Here is a 21849-nt window from a genome sequence, read left to right as displayed (position 1 = left end):
TTCTCCTGCAGGCGGCCTAGCCGCCGAGCGAATTACGCCGAAGGTCGCGCGCGCGGGTAAGAATGATGTCTTCCAGCTTCTGCACGGTCGCGGCCTGGACCGGCGCGGGCGCCCAGCCGCCGCCGGCGGCCACTTCGCGGCTGGCGGCGACGCGCAGCGCGTCGGCGCGCAGGTCCTGGTCGAGGATCGTCACCGTCACCTTGACGCGCTCGCCCGGGTTGGCGGGATTGACGTACCAGTCGCTGACGATCACGCCGCCCGCGCTGTCGGTCTGCAGCAGCGGCATGAACGAAAGCGCATCGAGGCTGGCGCGCCACAGATAGCTGTTCACGCCGATCGTCGTGACTTGCGAGGGCGCCACTTGCGAACGCAGTTCCTTCTTCCCGCCGCAGCCTGCGAGCGCGACGGCAAGCGCGGCGCAAAGGCCCACGCGCGCCAGCAGGCGCCCGGTGGAATGGCCAGTATCGGTGGTCCCTGTCATCGTCGTTCCAGTTCCTGTCGCAGTTGGCGAAAAGGTGCGTCGGAAGCGCTCGCCATCAAACGCCTCTATAGCTGTCGTTGTCCCGGCGGCAAGTACGCCATCGCGTATCGGCCGCAAGCCGCGCCCGCCGGCCGCGTTGGCGCCGGCGGCCTAAACCCGCGCTGAACGGACCCGCGCGGCAAGGCACGGCAGGGTCTGGGAGCGGCGATCATCCTGTGTTAAGCTCCGCGCAGTGATTCAGTAGTGATTCAGAGGCCTGCGCGCGCAAGGCGAGTCCGCGCGCGGGGCAACGGCAAAAAAGTGGAGCGAGTGAAAGTCATGGCCTTCAGCGGCAAGCGCGGCCCCCGGTCCGGCACGACGGCCGGATTGCTGCTCGCCAGCGCCGTCGGCCTGCTGGCGCTGCCCAGCGCGGTGCTTGCCTTCACGGCCAATTTCGGCCCCACGGACGAGCAGACGCCAAAGATCGACCCGATCGGCCCGGCTTCCCCGCCGGCCAGCCTGGCCCGCCCGCTGGCGCTGCGTTCGTTCGCCAAGGGCCAGCTCTTTCCCTTCACGCCCGCCGGTATGCCCAACCGGCCGGATCGTTCGATCACCGTGGCGGTGCGAGTCGATCCCGGCGCGGCGCAAACCATCACGGTGCGCGGCCCGGTGAAGCTGGCGCAAGTCGATAGCGACAGCGCGCATCTGCGAATCGCGCCCACCGCCTTCAACCTGGGCGTTTCGCGCGGATACCGCAGCTTCTCGCAGGATCTCGTCCAGCCTTCGGGGCGCGGCGTGGCCGATCTGCCCGATCTCAGGAAATACACCCTCTCGCCCGGCGCCAAGCCTGACAGTTCGCGCTTCAGTCCGCGCATCAGCATCGATGAGAAGCAGGCCGCCGGACGCGCCCCGCGCACTTTCGCGGGCGAAGCGGGTGAAGTCGATGTCGGCGGGGCTTACCGCGTGACCGACAATCTCGATGTCACCGCCGGCGTGCGCTATTCGCAGGATCGTGAGCGGCTGGTGCCGCTGACCGACGGCAAGCAGGACAACCAGGCCGTCTACGTCGGTACCCAGTTCCGCTTCTGAGCCTTTGCCGGGGCGTTAGGCGGCACCGTCGGGCCTCCGCCCGCCCGGCCGGGACGATGCCTGCCGGGCAATCCCGTTTCAGTTGCAGTTTGCGCAATTTCGGATGCGTTTATTCGCGTCTTGGCGCGTGCTGCGCCCTTGCCCTGCTTCCCGGCATTTTCTAGCAATGACTCAAGAGGATTGCTTAAAGAAAGGCATATCTATGGCGCGTGTTGCTATCGTTACGGGTGGTTCCAGAGGCATTGGCGAAGCCATCTCGCTCGCGCTCAAGGATCGCGGGCACACCGTGATCGCGAACTATGCCGGCAATGACGTGAAGGCGAAGGCCTTTACCGAAGCCACCGGCATTCCCGCCTACAAGTGGGACGTGGGCGATCACGAAGCCTGCCTTGCAGGCTGCAAGCAGGTGGCCGAAACCTATGGGCCGATCGATATCCTGGTGAACAACGCGGGCATCACGCGTGACAGCACGCTGCACAAGATGTCGTTCGAGGACTGGAACGAGGTGATGCGGATCAACCTGGGCGGTTGTTTCAACATGGCCAAGGCCACGTTCCCCGGAATGCGCGATCGCGGCTGGGGCCGGATCATCAACATCGGCTCGATCAACGGGCAGGCCGGGCAGTACGGCCAGGTCAACTATGCCGCCGCCAAGTCGGGCATCCACGGCTTCACCAAGGCGCTGGCGCAGGAAGGCGCCAAGTTCGGCGTGACGGTGAACGCGATCGCGCCGGGCTATATCGATACCGACATGGTCGCCGCCGTGCCCGAGGCGGTGTTGGAAAAGATCGTCGCCAAGATCCCGGTGGGCCGCCTGGGCCATGCCTATGAGATCGCGCGCGGCGTGGCATTCCTCGCCAGCGAGAACGCCTCGTTCATGACCGGATCGACCATGAGCATCAACGGCGGCCAGCACATGTACTGATGCGGGCGGGAGCCTCCCCGCTCGCTCTGGGGCTGAATGGCGATCAGCCCTAGACGGCGCAGGCATCCCGGCGCGGGCAATCCAGGGCATGGTCGTTGACCATGCCCACGGCCTGCATGAAGGCATAGACCGTGACCGCGCCGACGAACTTGAAGCCCTTGGCTTTCAGGGCCTTTGACATCGCCAGCGAGGCCGGCGTGCTGGCCGGCACGGTGCGGCCATCGCCCATGCGCGGCGCGCCGCCGGCCAGATCCCACAGGAAGCCGGAAAAATCCTCGCCCGCCTCGGCCATGCGCAGCCAGGCCCGGGCATTGCCGATGGTCGCCTCGATCTTGGCGCGGGCGCGGATGATGCCTTCGTCCTGCATCAGCGCGTCCACCTTGTCGGGGCCGTAGCCGGCGACCACGGCCGGGGCGAAACCGTCGAAGGCGCGGCGAAACCCCTCGCGCCGGTGCAGGATGGTGCGCCATGACAGGCCGGCCTGGAACCCTTCCAGCACCAGCATTTCCCAAAGCAGCCGGGGATCGCGCACCGGCACGCCCCATTCGCTGTCATGATAGGCGGCCATCAGGGGATCGCCCTGGGCCCAGGTGCATCCGGTCATCGCGTCACGTTCCTGCCCTGCTGCTTCCACGTCGATGGATTAGCCTCTAGACCATGCCGATGGCGATCCCTTTCCACCCGCCGGTCAAGCGTTCGGTCGAGATCGCCGGGCACAAGACCTCGATCAGCCTGGAGCCGGTGTTCTGGGACATGCTGAAAGCCCGCGCCGCGCGCGAGGGGGTGCCGATCAACGCGCTTGTCGCCCGCGTCGATGCCGCGCGGCTGGAAGCCGATACGCCGCCAGGGCTGGCCAGCGCGATCCGCGTCTGGCTGGTTTCGCCCTGAGCGGGGGCGCCACCAAAAAGGGGCAGCCCCTCTCGGAGCCGCCCCTTGGGACCATCCGACTGCGCGGATCAGTAAGTCGAAGGCGGATCGCTGGCGGGGAAGCTCTCGTCGCTCGCTTCGTCCACCTTGCTCCAGCTCCGGGGCGTGGTCGTCATCGCCTCGGGTCCGGCATCGCGCACTTCGGGAAAGTGCCCGTCGCCGCCGCCATAGGCCAGCCGGGGTTCCTTCGCGCGCGTCGCGTATTTGTAAAGCGCATAACCGGCGGCACCGGCCACGGCCAATCTGATCAAGCCCATTGCCTTGCTCCTCTGGAACTTCGAGAGGGACAACGCGCGCGGGGCACGCGGGTTCCGGCGCGGGTGCGCCTCGAGCCGCGATCAGTCGCCGACGCGCTCCACATCGGCGCCGACCAGCGAGAGCTTCTCCTCCAGCCGCTCATAGCCGCGATCGAGGTGATAGAGCCGGTGCACTTGCGTCTCGCCCTCGGCGGCAAGGCCGGCGATGACCAGGCTCATCGAGGCGCGCAGGTCGGTCGCCATCACTTCCGCCCCGGTCAGCTTCGGCACGCCGTGGACGATGGCGGTGCGGCCCTTGGTCTCGATATGCGCGCCCATGCGATTGAGTTCGGGCACATGCATGTAGCGGTTCTCGAAGATCGTCTCGGTCAGCACGCTCGATCCTTCGGCGCGGCATAGCAGCGCCATGAGCTGGGCCTGCATGTCGGTGGCAAAGCCGGGATAAGGCGCGGTTGAGATCGTCACGGGCCGCAGCTTGCCGTTGGCCGCGACATGAAGGCCGTCCTTCACCACCTCGACATGCACGCCGGCATCGCGCAGCGCCTGCAGTGTCGCGGCCATGTCCTCGGCGCGCGCGCCGGCCAGCGTCACTTCGCCGCCGGTGATCGCCGCCGCGCAGGCATAGCTGCCCGCCTCGATCCGGTCGGGCATGACGCGATAAGTCGCCCCGTGCAGGCGCGGCACGCCGTGGATCACCAGATCGCCGGTGCCGATCCCCTCGATCTCCGCGCCCATCGCCACCAGCAGGTTGCACAAGTCGACGATCTCGGGCTCACGCGCGGCGTTGTGCAGGCTCGACGTGCCGCGCGCCAGCACGGCGGCCATCAGCGCGTTCTCGGTCGCGCCGACCGAGACCACCGGGAAGCTGTAGCTGCCGCCCGGAATGCCGCCGTCGGGCGCGATCGCGCGGACATAGCCGGCCGCCAGCTCGATCGTCGCGCCGAAGGCTTCCAGCGCCTTCAGATGCAGGTCGATCGGCCGGTTGCCGATGGCGCAGCCGCCGGGCAGCGAAACGGTCGCCTCGCCCATTCGCGCCAGCATCGGCCCCAGCACCAGGATCGAGGCGCGCATCTTGCGGACAAGATCGTATGGCGCGACGTTGCTGGTGATTCGCGTCGCTTCCAGCGTCATCACCCGGCCGAAATCCTCCGGGCGCGATCCGGCGATCGTGGTCGATACGCCGAACTGGTTCATCAGGTGCTGGAAACCGTCGATATCGGCCAGGCGCGGCAGGTTGCGCAACGTCATCGGCTCATCGGTCAGCAGCGCGCAAGGCAGCAGCGTGAGCGCGGCGTTCTTGGCGCCGGAAACGGGGATGGTGCCGGAAAGCTTCTTGCCGCCGTGGATGATGATCTTGTCCATCCCAGCGCTTTAACGCGAATTGCGAAGGCGGCAAGCGGGTGCGGAACATGCTTACCGTTGCGTGGTTGCAACGCTTTGACGAAGTGGCTTTAATCGCACTGCAACATCATGGAGCGACGACAGGGTTTATGTCCGAATCGGTTCAATCTGCGCCTGGGCGCAAACCCGTGCGCAAGGCCGTTTTTCCCGTCGCCGGGCTGGGCACGCGCTTTCTTCCCGCCACCAAGGCGATTCCCAAGGAACTGCTGCCGATCGTCGATCGCCCGCTGATCCAGTATGCGGTGGACGAAGCGCGCGAGGCGGGGATCGAGGAATTCATCTTCGTGACCGGCCGCGGCAAGACCGCGATCGTCGAGCATTTCGATACCGCCTACGAGCTTGAGGCGACGATGAACGAGCGCGGCAAGTCGCTGGCGCCGCTCGATCCCACGCGCATCCAGCCGGGCAATCTCGTCACCGTGCGCCAGCAGGTGCCGCTGGGGCTGGGCCACGCGATCTGGTGCGCGCGCGCGGTGGTGGGGGATGAGCCTTTCGCCATCTTCCTGCCGGACGAGCTGATGCACGGATCGCCCGGCTGCATGGCGCAGATGGTGGAAGCCTACAACGCGGTGGGGGGCAACCTGATCTCGGTGCTGGAAGTGCCCCGGCACGAAGTATCGAGCTATGGCGTGATCGCGCCGGGCGAAACGCCCGATATCCTGGGCGGCACGCTGACCGAGGTGAAAGGGCTGGTCGAAAAGCCCAAAGTGGAGGATGCGCCGTCGAACCTCATCATCTCGGGCCGCTACATCCTCCAGCCCGAAGTCATGCGCACGCTGGAAAATCAGGAAAAGGGCGCGGGTGGCGAGATCCAGCTCACCGATGCGATGGCCCGGATGATCGGCGCCCAGCCGTTCCACGCGGTGACCTTCGCTGGCCGCCGGTTCGATTGCGGCTCCAAGCTGGGCTTCGTCGAGGCCACGCTGGCACTGGCGCTGGAGCGTGAAGACATGGGCGAGCAAGTGCGCGCGATAATGGCGCGGCTGCTGGGCTGACGCCGGAATTCCTTGGGATCGTTCGCAGCCCCGGCCATGCCGGCTGGCAAATCCTCCCCCGGCCGGGGGAGGGGTATCACCGCCAGCGGGACACCGTTTCGTCAGCCCTGCGGGCAGCCACCTCCCCTATGCGTGGAGAACCAGGTCGCAGCCATCCCATCGCCCTCGTCTTGGCAAGCGATGCGATCAGGTCTTTTTGATCCGATCCAGCGCGGCTGAATCAGGGCGGTGCCAGCCCGCTCCCCACCGGGCCCCTTCCGTCCCGCGCGGATATCGGCCACAATCACTCCGCTTGGGGGGATCGGGCCAATGCCGTTGCCACGGTGGATGCGAAGCGAATGGCTGGCGACGATGGCCCCCGGCGCGGTCGCGCTGCTGGCCGTGCTGGCGCTCCAGTTCGCCGGGTTCGCGCCGCTGGAGCGCGCCGGCCAGCTCCTGTTCGATACCTATCAGCGCGCCGCGCCGCGCGGCTATGAGGATGCGCCGGTGCGCGTCGTCGATATCGACGAGGAATCGATCCGCCGCTTTGGCCAGTGGCCCTGGCCGCGCACCGAAGTGGCCCGCCTGATCCAGCGGCTGACCGATGCGGGCGCCGCCGTGGTCGCGCTCGATATCGTCTTTTCCGAGCCGGACCGGACCTCGCCCGCGCGGATCGCCGAGCAGTTGCGTCAGCTCGATCCCGAGGCGCCGGGCCTGGCCGAGCTGTCGCGCCTGCCCGACAACGATGACCTGCTGGCGCGCACGATGGCCGGCCGGCCGGTGGTGACGGGCTTTTTCCTGACCAACGATGCCCGCCGCGCGCAAGCCGTGCCCAAGGCGGGCTTCGCGATTTCCGGCACCGCGCCGGGCTCGGCCGTGCCGGCCTACCGCAACGCCGTGCTGCCGCTGCCGGGGCTGGAAGCGGCGGCGGCGGGCAATGGCTCGCTCACGCTTTCGGGCGATGCCGACAGCATCATCCGTTCCACCCCGCTGATCGCGCGGCAAGGCGATCAGCTTCTGCCCGCGCTCTCGATCGAGGCGCTGCGCGTGGCGCAAGGCGCGGGCGCGACCCTGGTCAAGACCAGCGACGGTTCGGGCAGCCTGGGCGGCGGCCGGGCGGAAAGCGACGTGGTCTCGCTCAAGGTCGGGCAGTTCGAAGTGCCGACCACGGCCGAGGGGCGGCTGTGGATGTATTACACCGAGCCGCGCCCCGAACGCGTCGTGCCGGCGTGGAAAGTGCAGTCGGGCGCGCTTTCGCCCGAAGCGCTGCAGGACGCTTTCGCCGGCCGGATCGTCTTCATCGGCACAGGCGCGATCGGCCTGCGCGATCTGGTCTCCACGCCGGTCAGCAGCCGCGAGATGGGCGTGATGGTGCACGCGCAGGCGGCCGAGCAGATGATTCTCGGCCGCTTCCTGGTGCGGCCGGACTGGGCGCCGGGGCTGGAGCGGGCGCTGGTCCTCGCGCTCGGGCTCGTCCTGCTGCTTGCGCTGCCGTGGCTGGGCGCGGCCAGGGGCGCGCTGCTCGGCGCGGTGCTGGCCGCCGCGACGCTGGCGGGAAGCTGGCTGGCCTTTCGCCGCGAGCTGTTCCTGCTCGATCCGACTTACCCGATGCTCACGGTGCTGGCGGTCTACGTGACGATGACGGTGCTGACCTATTACCGCGAGGAACGCCGCCGCAGCTATATCCACGCCGCATTCGATCGCTATCTCTCGCCCGAGATGGTCCGGCGCATCGCCGCCGATCCCGGCCAGCTCGAACTGGGCGGCGAAGAGCGCGAGATGACCGTGCTGTTCTGCGACGTGCGCAGTTTCTCGCGCATGTCCGAGGATATGGCGCCCAGCGAGATCATCCGCTTCCTGATCGGCTTCCTCACGCCGATGTGCGACATCCTGCTGGCCCGCAAGGCGACGATCGACAAGTTCATCGGCGATGCCATCCTCGCCTTCTGGAACGCGCCGCTGGAGGATCCCGAGCAGTATGAGAACGCCGCGCGCGCCGCGCTCGCCATGGTGGCGCGGCTGGACGCGCTCAATGCCGAGATGCCGGGCCGGGCGGACCAGCCCTGGCCGGGGCAAGTGCGGATCGGCATCGGCCTCAACGCCGGGCCGTGCTGCGTGGGCAACATGGGTTCGGCCCAGCGCCTGTCCTATTCGCTGATCGGCGACACGGTGAACCTCGCCTCGCGGATCGAGGGGCTGACCAAGCTTTACGGCGTGCCCATCGCCATGGGCGGCGCGCTGGCCGCGCGGCTGCCCGGCTTCGCCAGCCTGCCGGTCGATCTCGTCCGCGTGGTCGGGCGCGACCGGCCCGAGGACGTGCACGCGCTGCTGGGCGACGAGCGGCTGGCGAACGATCCCGCGTTCCGCGCGCTGGCCGCGGCGCATGGGCACATGCTGGCCGCGTTCCGCGCGCGCGACTGGACGGTGGCGGCACGGCTGGCCGATCGCCTGGCCGCGCAAGCCGCGCCATTCGGGCTGGAACAGCTCTACCACCTCTATCGCGATCGCATTGCCCGGCTCGCGGCGGACCCGCCGTCCGAGGACTGGGACATGGTCTACGCCGCGACCGAGAAATAGGTGCGCCTGGCGCCGCGCGGGCCCGCGCATTTCCGGGCCGGCGCCCAGATCGCGGCAAGACCGTACTTGTCGCGCGGCGGCGGAGGTGATTAGGTGCCACAGGGGAAGTGCGCTGCCGTGGCAAGCCCGCCTGTCCGTCCACCGATGGACGAGGGCGCGTTCTGGGCGCAGCGCAAGCGGGGGGTTTTGGACGACGTGGCAAGGCTTGGCCTAACCTCGCTCGGGCTCGTGGCCGGCGCGATCCTGCTGGGATCGTCGGTCGCGGCGATGGCGGCCGGCGCGCGCACCCGCCCCTCGGTCGCCGAAAGCTTCCCGGTCGGCACGTCCGGCCCGGCCTGCGAGGCGCAGGGCGTGAGCATGGGCGATGCGCGCCGGACCCTGTTCGAACGCAAATGGATGATCCTGTGCAGCGATGTCTCGCTGCCCGTCGGCAGCGCCTATGCGCTGCGCGGCGATGCCGGCGCGCGCATGGCCGCGCAGCGCGAGGAAGCGCTGGAATGCGGCGCGGCCAGCCCGGCGGCGGGCGGCGGTGAGGTTCGCGATTGCCGGGGCGCACGCTCGGGGCTGGCCTGGCGATCCTATGCGCGGCGGGTGGGGGACAAGACCTTCGTGGTCGAAGGGCTGGCCGGATACGACAGCGCGCTGCGCCTGACGCTCGCCAATCTCGTCGCCGACCGGATCGTGCCGGGCGAAGTCGCGGTGGCCGATGTCGGCGTGGGCGGCGCGCTGGCGATGATGCGCGCGCGCGCGGCCGTGACCGACGCCAGCGTCATGGTTGGCGAAGGCTATCGCGGCAACAGCGCGGGCGCCTATGCCGAGGCGGCCGAAGCGTTCGCGGCGGCGCCCGCCCTGCTGCTGCAGGACGCCGAAGGCATCGAATCGCGCGCGGCGCAGCTTCACGAAGCGAAGATCAACCGCGCGCTGCAGCTTTCCAACCTGGGCGCGTTCGACCAGGCGGACCGGCTGTTCGCCGAGGCGCGGACCGCGGACTTGCCCGATCCGGTGCAATCGCGGCTGGGCCGCAATTACGAGGCGATCCACGCGCTCAACCGCCGCCGGCTGGATCAGGCGCTGGCCGTGCTGGACCGGCCGGTGCCGGCCGTGGCCGGCGTGCCGCTGGCCGGGGACGGCGCGCTGGCGATCGATCCTTATCTCGCCGCCGGGCTCAATGCCGCGAACGGCGCCGGCCCGGCCGCGCTGCTGGGGCAGGCGACGCGCCTTTCGCCGCAGGAGCGGGCCAGCATCATCGACGCGCAGGCCCGGCAACTGCGCGGCACCGTGCGCCGGCTGGAAGGCCGCAATGCCGAGGCGCGGGCCGATCTGGCCGAAGCCTATGCGGCGGCGTTGCGGGTGCGCGACGGGCGCGTGATCTCGATCACCCGGCTGCGGGCGCAGATCCTGTCCGAATCGGCGCTGAGCTATGAGGCCGATGGCCGCCATGCCGAGGCCGAGGCGCTGCTGCGCCGCGCGCTCGCGCTGGTCGAACTGCAATACCCGGACAGCGCCTCGGTCAATGTCGCGCGCGCGCGGCTTGCCGGCTTCCTTGCGCGGCGCGGCCAGCGGGCGGAGGCGATGGCGCTGTTCGGCGGCATCGTCGATAGCGTGACGCAGAGCCGCAACCAGCTTGTCGGTATGGAAAACCTGATCCGCCCCTATTTCGATCTCCTGACGGGCGAGGGGCAGGCCGCGCCCGCCATGGTCGAGCCGCTGTTCCGCGCCGGCCAGCTCGTCGCGCGGCCGGGCGCGGCCGACACGCTGGCGCAGCTATCGCGCAAGCTCGAATCGGGCGATGACGACGCGGCGACGATGTTCCGCCGCTCGCTCGACATCGCGCGCGATCTGGAACGCACCCGCGTCACGCTGGCGCGGCTTGATGCCTCGGCCGAGGCGGGCGGCGCGGCGCCGGGGCTGGAGGCGACGCGCGACCGGCTCGACCGGCTGCTGGCCGCGCAGCTTGGCGTGCTCAATGCGCTGTCGGGCTATCCCGCCTATCGCGCCGTCGCCACCCGCGCGATCACGCTGGCCGAGCTGCAGGGCGCGCTGCGGCCGGGCGAGGCCTATTTCAAGCTGATCCAGATCGGCGGCGGCGATTATGCCCTGTTCGTCACGCCGACCGGGGCGAAAGGCTGGCGGCTGCCGCTCGATGCGCGGCGGCTTGACGAATATGTCTCGGTGCTGCGGCAAAGCATCTCGGTCACGCTGAACGGCGTGCAGACCACCTATCCGTTCGAGATCGAGGCTTCGGTCGAACTGTTCGATGCGCTGCTTTCGCCGGTGGCGAGCGAGCTGGGCGCGGTGAAGCACCTGATCTTCGAGCCGGACGGTGCCATGCTGGAACTGCCGCTGAACCTCATCACCGCCGATCGCGCCGGGGCGAAGGCCTATCGCGACCGGGTCAATGCCGGCGGCGACGAATACGATTTCACCGGGATCGACTGGCTGGGCCGCGATCGCCCGATCAGCACCGCGCTTTCGGCGGCCAGCTTCCGCGACGCGCGCAATGCCCCGCCATCGCGGGCCGCGAGCACCTATCTGGGGCTGGGCCAGAACATCCCGCTGGGCCCGGTGACGCAGACCCCCGGCGTGCGCGGCGCGATCGAGAGCGAGACCGACATCGGCTGCGAATGGCCCGTCGCGGCGTGGAACCAGCCGATCCCGGATGACGAACTGCGCACCGCCTCGGCGATCTTCGGCGGCGCACGTTCGCACCTCGTCACCGGCAAGGCGTTCACCGACGAGGCGATCCTCGCGCGCGATGATCTGGACCGCTATCGCATCCTTCACTTCGCGACGCACGGGCTGGTCACGGCGCCCAGGGCCGGCTGCCCGGTCCGGCCCGCGCTGCTCACCTCGTTCGGCGATGCGCGATCGGACGGGCTGCTGTCGTTCAAGGAGATCTTCGATCTTCGCCTCGATGCCGATCTGGTGGTGCTTTCGGCCTGCGACACGGCCGGCGGCGCGAGCCTGGAAGCGACGCGGGATGCCGGCGTCGTCTCGGGCGGGGGCCAGTCGCTTGACGGGCTGGTGCGCGCCTTCATCGCGGCGGGCGGCCGGCAAGTCATCGCCAGCCACTGGCCGGCGCCCGATTCGTACGATGCGACGCGGCGGCTGTTCAACACCTTCTATGGCGATACCGGCGCGACCGTGGGCGAGGCGCTGCGCGATGCCCAGCGCAAGCTGATGGACGATCCGCTCACCTCGCATCCCTTCTACTGGGCCGGGTTCGCGATCATCGGGGATGCCGCCAAGCCGCTGAGCGGCCAGTAGCGCGGCGATGGACCATGCCTTCCGCGAAGCCGAGGCGACGGGGCGCGAACTGCTCCAGAAAGGCTGGCGCAGCGTGCGCGCCGCCAGCCGCCAGCGCTTCGCGGTGATGGTGCTGCTGCTGATCCTTGCGCTTGCCATCGCGCGGTTCAGCTGGAGCCTGCCGGTGATCGGCGATGCCGAACGCTCGCTCTATGACTTGCGCACTTACGTCAATGCGCCGCAAGTCGATCAGGATCAGCGCATCCAGATCATCGCCTATGACGACCAGACGCTGATCGCCGCGCGCAAGCGATCGCCGCTCGATCGCGGCCTGCTGGCCCGGGCGCTGCGCAATATCGACGGCATGGGCGCCAGGGCGATCGGCATCGATATCCTGTTCGACCAGCCGCAGGACGAGGACGCCGATCTCATCGCCGCGCTGCGCGCGATGAAGACGCCCACGTTCGTCGCTTATGCCGAGCAGGAGACCAACGCGACCAGCATCGAGTTCGAGCAGCAGACTTTCCTCAAGAGCTTCGTCGCGCGGCTGGCCGGCAGCAACGCGCATCCCGCCAGCGTCCGCTTCGACAACGAGGACGGGGTGACGCGAAGCTGGCCCGAGATCGTGCCCGGCCTGCCCCCGCTGCTGGGCCGGGCCATGGTCGCGGCGGCGGGTACGGGCGAGGACAGGGCTTTTGCCGGTTATGTCGGGCCCGTGCGCTATCGCCTGCCGAAATTCGCCGATCGGCCGGTCTATTCGACCTTGCGGATCGACCTGTTCGCCGATCCGGCGATGGCCCCCGCGCTCGCCAGCCAGGTTGCCGGGCGCTATGTGCTGATCGGCGGCGACATCGTCGATATCGACCGGCTGAACACCGCGCTCACCTCGGTCGATGCCGAGACGCCGCCGGGCATCGTCGGTCATGCCGAAATGATCGCGCAGATGCTGGACGGGGCGCGCTATACCAGCGTGTTCGGCTGGCAGCGCTGGGTGATGGCGCTGGCGATCGTGCTGAGCGCCGCGCTCACCAGCCTGCTCGAAGCGCGGGTCTGGCGCGCGGTGCCGTTCCTGCTGGCGCAGCTCACGCTGATCGGCGGCCTGCCTTTCGCGTTGCAGAAATGGGGGATCAACACCATCGGCACGCCCGCGGTGGGCTGGGCCATCGGCTGGGTGCTGGCGTTCCTGGCGGTGTCCTCCACGGTGCGCGCGTCCACCGCGGTGGAGCGCCAGTTCGCCCAGACCGCGCTGGGCAAATACCTGCCCGCCGACATCGCGCAGGAAATCATCGACAATCCCGAACGGCTCAGCCTGACCGGCGCCAAGCGCGAGCTTTATATCCTGTTCAGCGACCTGGAAGGCTTCACCAAGCTTTCGCACCAGCTTGAGCCGGAAACCGTGGCGCGGCTGCTCAACGACTATCTCGACCGGCTGAGCGCGGTGGTGCTCGAACATGGCGGGCTGATCGACAAGTATGTCGGCGATGCCGTGGTCGCCTTCTGGGGCGCGCCGATCGCCCGGCCTGATGATGCCCGCAAGGCGGCGCTGGCCGGCTATGCGATGTGGCGGGCGGGCGAGGAGTTCCGCAAGGGCGTCGATCCCGCGCTGCCGCCGATCGGCAAGACGCGCGTGGGAATGCATTTCGGCGAGGCGGTGGTGGGCAATTTCGGCGGTGAACGGCGCATCCAGTACACCGCGCTGGGCGATGCGATGAACACCGCCGCGCGGCTGGAGGCGGCGAACAAGCTGCTCGGCTCGGCGATGATGGCCAGCCGCGAGCTGGCCGAGCGATCGGGGCTGGACTGGTGGCGGCCGATGGGCCGGGTGATCCTGCGCGGCCGCTCCCGGCCGATCGAGCTGTTCGAGCCGGCGCCCCACTTCCCGCGCGAAGACCGCGATCGGCTGGCCGAGGCGATGCGCCTGATCGACACCGGCGCCGCGCCCGATCGCCTGCGCGCGATCGCCATCGTGCGAAAGCTCACGGACACGCACGCCGGTGACGTGGCACTGGCAAACCTGCTAAGGCGCATCGAGGAGTTGGGGGATGCTCATGCCTATGTTCTGGGATAGGAAACCGGCCCGTCTCGCGGCCATGCTGGCCGTGGCCGGCGCGCTGGCCGCGCCCGTCGCCGCGCTGGCGGGGATCGTCGTGGCCTCCAGCGGTCCTTCGGCGGGCGAATACCCTGTCGGGCGCAAGCTGGAGGATGCCGCGCGGATCAGCCTGAAGGCCGGCGATGCGGTGACGATCCTCGACAGTCGCGGCACGCGCGTGCTGCGCGGGCCGGCCACGCTGACCGTGGGCAGCACCGGCGGGCCTTCGCGCATATCGGTGTTCAACACGCTGACCCGGCGCGCCAGCGCGTCGCGCGTCAGGACCGGCGCGGTGCGCGGCGCGGAGAGCGAGATCGGCAAGGTCATCAATCCCTCGCTGTGGAACCTCGATGCCAGCCGCGCCGGCACGATGTGCCTGCTCGACCGGACGCAAGTGCAAGTGTGGCGCCCCGAATGGAAAAGCGCGGCGGTTTACCGCATCGCCTCCGGCGATGGCGCGGCCCAGGCGACAGTGACGTTCAAGGCCCGGGAAACGGTCGGCAACTGGGATGTCACCATGCTGCCGATCAGCGATGGCGCCGCGTTCACCATCGCCGGGCCGGGCGACGCGCCGGCGCGCCGGGTGACGTTCGCGCTGCTCGACCAGGCGCCGGGATCGCCCGAGGATCTGGCCGCAGCGCTGATCGCGAAGGGCTGCACCGCGCAGCTCGACCTGTTGTCGGAAACGCTGGCCAGCCCGAAGAACTAGGCGGGCGGGTGGGTTGGGGCACCGGCCCACCCCGATGCCGCCGCCGCCAAGCTTGCCCGATCATCGCGAAGCTGGCACCATCGCGCGCGGCGGGCACCCGGGGGGCTGGGCGGCAGGTGCCGGCTTGGGGGGAAATCTGTGACGCTCTCACGTGGACAAGGTGGCGGGGCAGGTGCGCGCGGCGTTCGCGCGGGCTTGCTGCTTGCCGGTGCCGCCTTGCCGTGGGTCATGCCGCCGGCCGGCGCCCGGGCGCAGGAGGCGCCGGTGCCGCCCACGCGCGAGGAGCTGACCGCCGGCAAGGACGCCGCCAATCCCACGGTCGCGCGTCCGCGCCTGATCGTCCAGGACGACGGGATCGAGCGCGGCCCCTGCCCGCTGGCCGATCCCGCTTTCGCGCAAACCCGCGTGACCTTTTCCAGCGTGACCTTCGCGAACCTGCGCGCGGTGCCGCCGGCCGCGCTTGATGATACCTGGAGCGATCTGGCCGGGCGCGAGGTGCCTGTCGCGGCGCTGTGCGAAGTGCGCGATCGCGCCGCCACCGCGCTGCGGGCCATGGGCTATCTCGCCGCCGTGCAGATCCCGCCGCAGCGCATCGGCAAATCGGGCACGGTGCGCATGGACGTGCTGATCGCGCGGCTTACCGAAGTGCAAGTGCGCGGCAAGGCGGGGCCGAGCGAAAAGCTGATCGCCGCGCATCTGGCCCGGCTGACGCGCGAGGAGTGGTTCAACGTCAACCGGGCCGAGCGGCACTTGCTGCTGCTGGGCGATCTGCCCGGCTACAGCGTGCGGCTGGTGCTCAGGCCCGCGCGCGGCGCGCCCGGCGACGTGACCGGCGACGTGCTGGTGGAGCGGCGTCCGCTGGAACTGGCCGTCGGCGTGCAGAACCTGGGGCCCCGGGCGAACGGGCGCGAGGGCGGCTTTGCCCAGCTTATCCTCAACGGCGTGACCGGGCTGGGCGACCAGACGCTGTTCAGCCTGTTCAACACCGCCCAGTTCGACGAGCAGACCGTAGTGCAGGTGGGGCACGAATTCGCGCTCGGCCCGGACGGGCTGCGGCTGGGCGGCCGGCTGCTGTACGGCACCGGCAAGCCCGAACTGCCGGGCGGCGATTTCAAGACCGAGACGGTGCTGGGCAATCTGGAGCTGAGCTATCCGCTGGTGCGCCGCCAGTCGCGCTCGATCACGCTGGCGGGCGGGCTCGACGTGATCGACCAGTCGGTCGATCTCGGCGCGATCCGGGTTTCGCAAGACAAGCTGCGCGTGGTCTATGCGCGGCTGACGGCGGATGCGATCGATCGCCGCAGCCTGACCGGCTACCGCGGCTATACCCCCAACGAGCCGCGCTGGCGGGCCGGCATGGCGATCGAGCTGCGGCAAGGCATCGGCGCGCTGGGCGCGAGCGGCGATTGCGCGCCGATCGCCGCTTGCCTGGCGCCGCATGTGCCGATCAGCAATTTCTTCGGCGATCCCACCGCGTTCGTGATCCGGGGGGAGGGCTATCTGGAATATCGGCCGCACCCGGTGGTCACGCTCGCGGTGTCGCCGCGCATCCAGTATTCCGACGCTTCGCTGCTGAATTTCGAGCAGTACAGCCTGGGCAACTACACCGTCGGGCGCGGCTATGATCCGGGCGCGGTGCTGGGCGACAGCGGGGCAGGCGCCGGGTTCGAGCTGCGCTATGGCCGGGGCACGCCGCATTCGCCTGACGCGGTGGCGTTGCAGCCGTTCGTCTTCCTCGATGCCGCGCGGGCCTGGAGCCACGATCGCGCGCCGGGCGAGGACAGCTTCAGCCTCTATTCGGCGGGTGGCGGCCTGCGCGCGCGCTGGGGCGATCATCTCGACGCGAACCTGATGCTCGCGGTTCCCCTGAAACGCGCGCCGCTGCGCGCCACGCGCGGGGACGTGCGCATCCTGTTCAACGTCAGGGCGCGGCTGGTTCCGTGGAGGCCGGAATGAATCCCCGAATGCAACAGGGCGCGACGCCGGCTTTCCGCGAGCGCCAGCTTGGCGGCGCCAGCGTTCTGGCGATCGTGCTGGGGCTGGCGCTGGCCCAGCCGCCGGCGCGGGCGCAGTCGTTCCAGGGCAATGGCCAGGTCGTCGTCGGCGCGGCCGATGTCAATGGCGGCGGCACCAGCACGCTGGTGGTGGTCAACAGCCCGGAAGTCCAGATCAACTGGACGCCGGGCGACAAGGCCGCCACCGGCACGATCGATTTCCAGCCTTCGGGCACGACCGCGACGTTCACCAGTGGCGACAGTCTGGCGGGAGGCGATTTCACCGTGCTCAACCGGATCATCCCGGTCGATATCGCGGACAATCCCACCAACCGGCCGATCGCGTTCAACGGCACCGTCGAAAGCCTGCTGAACGGGACGCCGCGCGGCAATATCTGGTTCTATTCGCCCGGCGGCATCCTGGTGGGGGGCACGGCGGCCTTCCATGTCGGCAGCCTGGTGCTGACCACCAACGAGATCGACACTGGCGGCGGGCTCTATGGGCCGGGCAATACGATCCGCTTCAGCGGCGTGCCCGATGTCGCGTCGGCCGTCAGCATCGCGCCGGGCGCGCAGCTCAACGCGCTGTCGGCCGATTCGGCCTATGTCGCCATCGTCGCCCCGCGCATCGTCCAGGGCGGCGCGATCCAGGCGAACGGGCCGGTCGCGCTGGTCGCGGCCGAAGCGGCCGATATCAGGATCAACGGCGGCCTGTTCGACATCGTCGTCTCGCAAGGCACGACCGACGCGAACGGTGTGGAGCACACCGGATCGACCGGCGGCCCGGCGACCGACGGCGCCGCCGATCCGCAGCAGATCGCCATCGTCGCGGTGCCCAAGAACGATGCGCTGACCATGCTGCTGAGCGGCACGATCGGCTATGCGCCGGCCATGTCGGCGGCGGACGAGGCTGGCACCATCGTGCTTTCCGCGAGCCAGGGGCCGGGCTTTGGCGGGTCAGGCGATCCGGGCAGCGCCATCACCATCACCGACGCGCATTTCACCTCCGCGCTCACCGCCAGCGCATCGGGCACGATCGCCGTCACGCCGGGCACGGGCGAAGTGGCCGAATTCGATGCCGCCGCCTTTCTCCAGGCCGGGCAGGCGGCCAACTTCATCGCCGTGCCGGGCGCGCGGATCGTCAGCCATGCCGCCGGCTTCGATGCCCTCACCGTCAAGGCCACTGGCGTCGCGCAAGGCGGCGCGATCACGGTGCGGGCGGATGCCGCCGATTCGCTCAGTCCGGCCGGCACGATCGACGTCACCGGCACGCTCTCGCTCGATACCTCGGCCTTCGCCGCTCCGCCGGCTACCGGCGCGAGCGGCGGCAGCGTGTCGATCCTGGCCGATGGCGGGCGGATCGCGGCCGGCACAATCCTGGCCGATGCCTCGGCCTATGGCGCGCCGAACGGCGAAGGGGCCGGCGGCGATGCGACCGGCGGCCTGGTGGAGATCGCCGCCGCGAACAACGGGGTGATTTCCGCCAACATGTTCCAGGCGGTCGCTTCCGGGTACGGCGGCACCGGCACGACAACCTCGGGCAGCGGCTCGGGCGGCACGGTGACGCTGACGGACAACGCCGGCACGTTCGAACTCGCCAGCCTGGGCCTGATCGCCAGCGGCCATGGCGGCTCGGGCGGGGAGCAGGCGGGCGACGCGACCAGCGGCACCGTCTCGGTGCTCATCCAGAGCCATTCGCAGACCTGGGGCAATGCCAGCTTTTCGGCGCAGGCCTATGGCGGCGAAGGCTATGGCTCGGCGACGGTCGCCGGCAGCGCCGGGCCGCAGGCGGCGCCTTCGGTCTCGCTGCACGTCACCGGCGGCCAGACGCTGCGCGTGCAGGACGGGCTGGACCTGATCGCCGACAGCTTCGCCGGGCAGAAAGGGGCGGGCAATTCGGCCGTGGCCGGCACCGCGCGGCTCATGGTGGACAATGGTGCGACACTGTCCGCCGATACGCTCCACGTGTCCGCCGCGGCCGGGATGCAGATGGAAAGCTTGAGCGCCACGGCCGTGACCAGCCCGGACCTGACCGGCGGTTTCGCCACGGTCACGGCCGATGGCGGCGCGATCGCAGCCGGCCGGATGACCGTGACCGCGCGGGCCTCGGGCGTCGGCTCGCTGACGGCGAGCGGCGAAGTGCTGGGCGGCAGCGCGAGCGTGACCAGCAGCAACGGCGGCAGCATCACCGTGTCGCCCGTTTCGGCGCAGCCGGTCGACCTGCTGGTGGAGGCCAATGCCTATGGCGGCACTGGCAGCCCGGCGCACGCCACGGGCGGCCTCGCCACGCTGGAAGCGCTGGGCGGCACGATCAAGGTCGATGGCACGGCGCAGGTTTCGGCCGACGCCGGGGAATGGGCGCTTGGCGATATCGTCGCGGGCGGGGGCTTCGATGCGACGGGCGGGCAAGCCACGGTGCGTACCGCGCCGGGCGCATCGGGCACGTCAAGCATCGACATCGCCACTTTGCGGATCTCGGCCGATGGCCATGCCGACCTGACCGCCCCCGTCACTTTCGCGGGCGACGGCACGGGCGGCGGCGCGCTGCTCCAGGCCGGCGACGGCACCGTCGGCCTGGGGAGCGCCACGGTTTCCGCGCAAGGCCTTGGCGGCACCAGCGATGACGGCGGCGCGGGCGGCAGGGGCCAGGGCAACACCGCGCTGGTCGGCGCCGACGGCGGCACCTTCACGATCGCGAACGATCTTGCGGTCGATGCCGGCGGCCTTGGCGGCGCCACCACTGGAGGCGGGGCGGGCGGCCTGGGCCAAGGCGGCACGGCCGGTTTCGCGCTGGCCAATGGCGCGGCGCAGGTTCTCGGCAGCGTCACGCTCGCGGCTTCGGGCACAGGCGGGACCGGATCAGGCGGCGAGACGGGGGCGAGCACCACCGGCTTCATCGCCATCAACGATGCGTTGGCCGCGCCCATGGGCGCGCTGGCGATCGGCGGATCGTTCACCGCCACCGCGCTGGGCGACGCGGCCCGCGCCGACGGGCGCGGCATCGGCATGGCGATCGATACCGGCACGCTCACGGTCGATGGCGCCAGCACGCTCGGCGCCACCGGCGCGATCGGCATGGCGCTGACCGGGGGGGCGAGCTTTGCCACCACGCTGGCCCTCGCGATCGAGAGCGCGGACAGCGTCACCGCCACGGGGGCGATCTCGTCGGGACAGGACGCCTCGGTGATCGCGCCGAACGGCATTTCGCTGAGCGACCTCGATTCGGGCGGCACCACCTTGCTGACGGCAAGCGGCGGGACGGTGGAGGTGACCGGCAGCCTGCTATCGGCCGGGCTCGTCACCGTGAGCGGGACCGATGTCGATATCAGCTCGCTGGGCGCGCTGTCCTTCGCCGATGCCGACGCGACCGATGGCGACTTGCGCATCGGCACTGCCGGCGATCTGCACCTGGCCACGGCGGATGCGACCCGGATCGTCTTCCTGTCGAGCGGCGGCGAGATCGCCAACAGCGGCGCGGTGCACGGGCAGGCGATCAACCTGTTCGCCGGCACCAGCGTGACGGCCAGCGCGGACCTGATCGCGCAGGACGTCGTGATGATCTCGGCCCCGGCGCTGGCCACGCTCGACGCGCTGGTCTCGGCGGCGGAAATCAGCATTGGCTCGGGCGATATCGCCATCGGCGCGGCCGGCGCGATCGGCGAGCGCGGCCGGACGCAGACGATCGCGCTCAGCAATACCGACCTTGCGCGCGTCAGCTATCTGGGCGGGGCGGCCAATCCGTCAGGCTACAGCCTGGACCAGACCGAGATCGGCCGGCTCAGCGCCGATCAGGCGATCGGCTTTACCGCGATGTCCGATATTCCCTCGGACATCATCGTGCGCGACATGGGGCTGGTCTATGGCGTCACCGGCAATCTGGGCACGGGCGGCAGGCTTTCGATCACCACGCCGGGGCTGATCGGCGTCTACGGCGAAGTCGCGCTGGAGACGAGCGGCGCGTTCGACGCGTTCGATCTTTCGGCCACGCGCATCGAGATCGCTTCCGATATCGGGCGGGTGGCCATGGCGGCGTCGGGCGGCTTGCGCCAGGGCCAGCTCACGCTCACCGCCGACCGGATCTTCGTCGCGCCCACGGACATGATCCCGCTGATCGACGCGGCCAGCACCACGCCGCAGATCACCGCCATCCTCGACCAGCCGACGCCCACGCCCGACGGTGCGCCCGCGATCCTGGCCGGCACGGTGATCGCCAATCCCACCGACGGCCTGTTCATCCAGAACACCGGCGCGACCACGCAATATGCCGACCGCCGCGGGTTCGAGGCATCGCGGCTGGAGATCAACACCGCGTCCGGCGACACCATCATCGCGATCAACGGTGTGACGATCGATGCGCTGGGCGATCCGGTGACGGGGCTCGAGACGATCCCGACCGTGATCATCAACGGCACCCCCGCGGCGGCTGGCGGCCTGTTCGACCCGCTCTCGACGATCAATGGCTGCGTGATCGGCCAGCCTTGTGGCACGCCGACCCCGACGCCGACCCCGACGCCGACGCCAACTCCGCCGGGGCATACGCCCACTCCTTCGTCGCCGAGCCCTCCACCGACGCCAACGCCGACACCGACACCGACGCCAACGCCAACGCCGACACCCACGCCTACGCCTACGCCGACACCCACGCCGACGCCCACACCGACACCGACGCCAACACCCACGCCGACGCCCACACCCACGCCGACACCGACACCCACTCCGACGCCGACGCCCACTCCGACGCCGACGCCGACACCGACACCGACACCGACGCCTACGCCGACACCGACGCCCACACCGACACCGACACCAACGCCGACGCCGACGCCCACACCCACGCCGACACCGACACCGACGCCTACGCCGACACCCACACCCACGCCGACACCGACACCGACGCCTACGCCGACACCCACACCCACGCCGACACCACTGCCACCCATCAACGAAGTCGTTCTGCGCGGCCCGGAAATTGTTCAGAAAGTCGAACCGCCCAAACCGTCAGTGCATTTCTTCCTGGCGATTGAAGCCGATGAGAATCAGCCTGATACGCTGCTTCCGCTTGTTGATGAGCCTGTGACCGGAGTAGGTAACGACGACTTGTGGGATGACGCCTGCGGCAAGGACGATTCGGCGGGCTGCACAAGTGGGGGACAAGATCGGTGACGCATGTGGGGGCACAGCGTACGAGTTTCCGGCCGCTT

General features: G+C 69.7%; 14 protein-coding genes. 10 read left to right on the top strand and 4 right to left on the bottom strand.

What is annotated here, in order from left to right; translation table 11 throughout:
* Nucleotides 1-16: 16 nt before the first annotated feature.
* Complete coding sequence (locus tag PYV00_RS08080; protein WP_275227773.1) at nucleotides 17-481, bottom strand: DUF3576 domain-containing protein; 465 nt, start codon at nucleotides 479-481, stop codon at nucleotides 17-19.
* Between the two features lie 318 nt (nucleotides 482-799).
* Between PYV00_RS08080 and PYV00_RS08075 the strand changes: the two genes are divergently transcribed.
* Together PYV00_RS08075 and phbB are read left to right on the top strand one after the other, a co-directional pair.
* A complete protein-coding gene (locus PYV00_RS08075) occupies nucleotides 800-1549 on the top strand; it encodes a hypothetical protein (protein ID WP_275227923.1) in 750 nt (249 codons plus the stop codon).
* A gap of 202 nt (nucleotides 1550-1751) precedes the next feature.
* The gene (phbB, locus tag PYV00_RS08070; RefSeq protein WP_275227772.1) at nucleotides 1752-2474 is read left to right on the top strand and encodes an acetoacetyl-CoA reductase; all 723 of its coding nucleotides are present in this window, start codon (nucleotides 1752-1754) and stop codon (nucleotides 2472-2474) included.
* Between the two features lie 49 nt (nucleotides 2475-2523).
* Here the strand turns inward: phbB and PYV00_RS08065 are convergent, their stop codons facing one another.
* Entirely contained in the window at nucleotides 2524-3078 is a 555-nt protein-coding gene (locus PYV00_RS08065) for a DNA-3-methyladenine glycosylase I (RefSeq protein ID WP_275227922.1), read from the bottom strand.
* Nucleotides 3079-3137: 59 nt separating this feature from the next.
* Between PYV00_RS08065 and PYV00_RS08060 the strand changes: the two genes are divergently transcribed.
* Nucleotides 3138-3362, top strand: a complete 225-nt coding sequence (locus PYV00_RS08060; protein ID WP_275227771.1) for a ribbon-helix-helix domain-containing protein — start codon at nucleotides 3138-3140, stop codon at nucleotides 3360-3362.
* Between the two features lie 68 nt (nucleotides 3363-3430).
* Here the strand turns inward: PYV00_RS08060 and PYV00_RS08055 are convergent, their stop codons facing one another.
* Nucleotides 3431-3658, bottom strand: a complete 228-nt coding sequence (locus PYV00_RS08055; protein WP_275227770.1) for a hypothetical protein — start codon at nucleotides 3656-3658, stop codon at nucleotides 3431-3433.
* 81 nt (nucleotides 3659-3739) lie between these two features.
* Nucleotides 3740-5020 carry a UDP-N-acetylglucosamine 1-carboxyvinyltransferase gene (gene murA, locus PYV00_RS08050; RefSeq protein ID WP_275227769.1) on the bottom strand — a complete coding sequence of 427 codons (1281 nt, stop codon included), beginning with the start codon at nucleotides 5018-5020 and terminating at the stop codon, nucleotides 3740-3742.
* A gap of 128 nt (nucleotides 5021-5148) precedes the next feature.
* Here murA and PYV00_RS08045 point away from each other — a divergent pair, with 128 nt between their 5' ends.
* The 7 genes from PYV00_RS08045 to PYV00_RS08015 all read left to right on the top strand — a co-directional run bounded on the left by PYV00_RS08045 (nucleotide 5149) and on the right by PYV00_RS08015 (nucleotide 21811).
* A complete protein-coding gene (locus PYV00_RS08045; RefSeq protein WP_275227768.1) occupies nucleotides 5149-6054 on the top strand; it encodes a UTP--glucose-1-phosphate uridylyltransferase in 906 nt (301 codons plus the stop codon).
* A gap of 327 nt (nucleotides 6055-6381) precedes the next feature.
* Nucleotides 6382-8610 (top strand): CHASE2 domain-containing protein, encoded by a 2229-nt coding sequence (locus PYV00_RS08040; RefSeq protein ID WP_275227767.1) that lies wholly within the window; start codon nucleotides 6382-6384, stop codon nucleotides 8608-8610.
* A 144-nt stretch (nucleotides 8611-8754) separates the two neighbouring features.
* Nucleotides 8755-11877, top strand: coding sequence for a CHAT domain-containing protein (locus PYV00_RS08035; protein ID WP_275227766.1), 3123 nt, complete (start codon nucleotides 8755-8757; stop codon nucleotides 11875-11877).
* Between the two features lie 7 nt (nucleotides 11878-11884).
* Entirely contained in the window at nucleotides 11885-13924 is a 2040-nt protein-coding gene (locus PYV00_RS08030; protein ID WP_275227765.1) for an adenylate/guanylate cyclase domain-containing protein, read from the top strand.
* Nucleotides 13899-14654, top strand: coding sequence for a hypothetical protein (locus tag PYV00_RS08025; protein ID WP_275227764.1), 756 nt, complete (start codon nucleotides 13899-13901; stop codon nucleotides 14652-14654). Before PYV00_RS08030 ends, PYV00_RS08025 begins: the two co-directional genes overlap by 26 nt.
* A gap of 228 nt (nucleotides 14655-14882) precedes the next feature.
* Nucleotides 14883-16610 (top strand): ShlB/FhaC/HecB family hemolysin secretion/activation protein, encoded by a 1728-nt coding sequence (locus PYV00_RS08020; protein WP_275227763.1) that lies wholly within the window; start codon nucleotides 14883-14885, stop codon nucleotides 16608-16610.
* 8 nt (nucleotides 16611-16618) lie between these two features.
* Nucleotides 16619-21811, top strand: coding sequence for a beta strand repeat-containing protein (locus PYV00_RS08015; RefSeq protein WP_275227762.1), 5193 nt, complete (start codon nucleotides 16619-16621; stop codon nucleotides 21809-21811).
* Nucleotides 21812-21849 lie beyond the last annotated feature (38 nt).

This window comes from Novosphingobium album (ex Liu et al. 2023) (genome assembly GCF_029076845.1).
GTDB lineage: Bacteria > Pseudomonadota > Alphaproteobacteria > Sphingomonadales > Sphingomonadaceae > Novosphingobium.
Note: the sequence above shows the minus strand (reverse complement) of the source record. Positions and strands in the feature narration are given on the sequence as shown.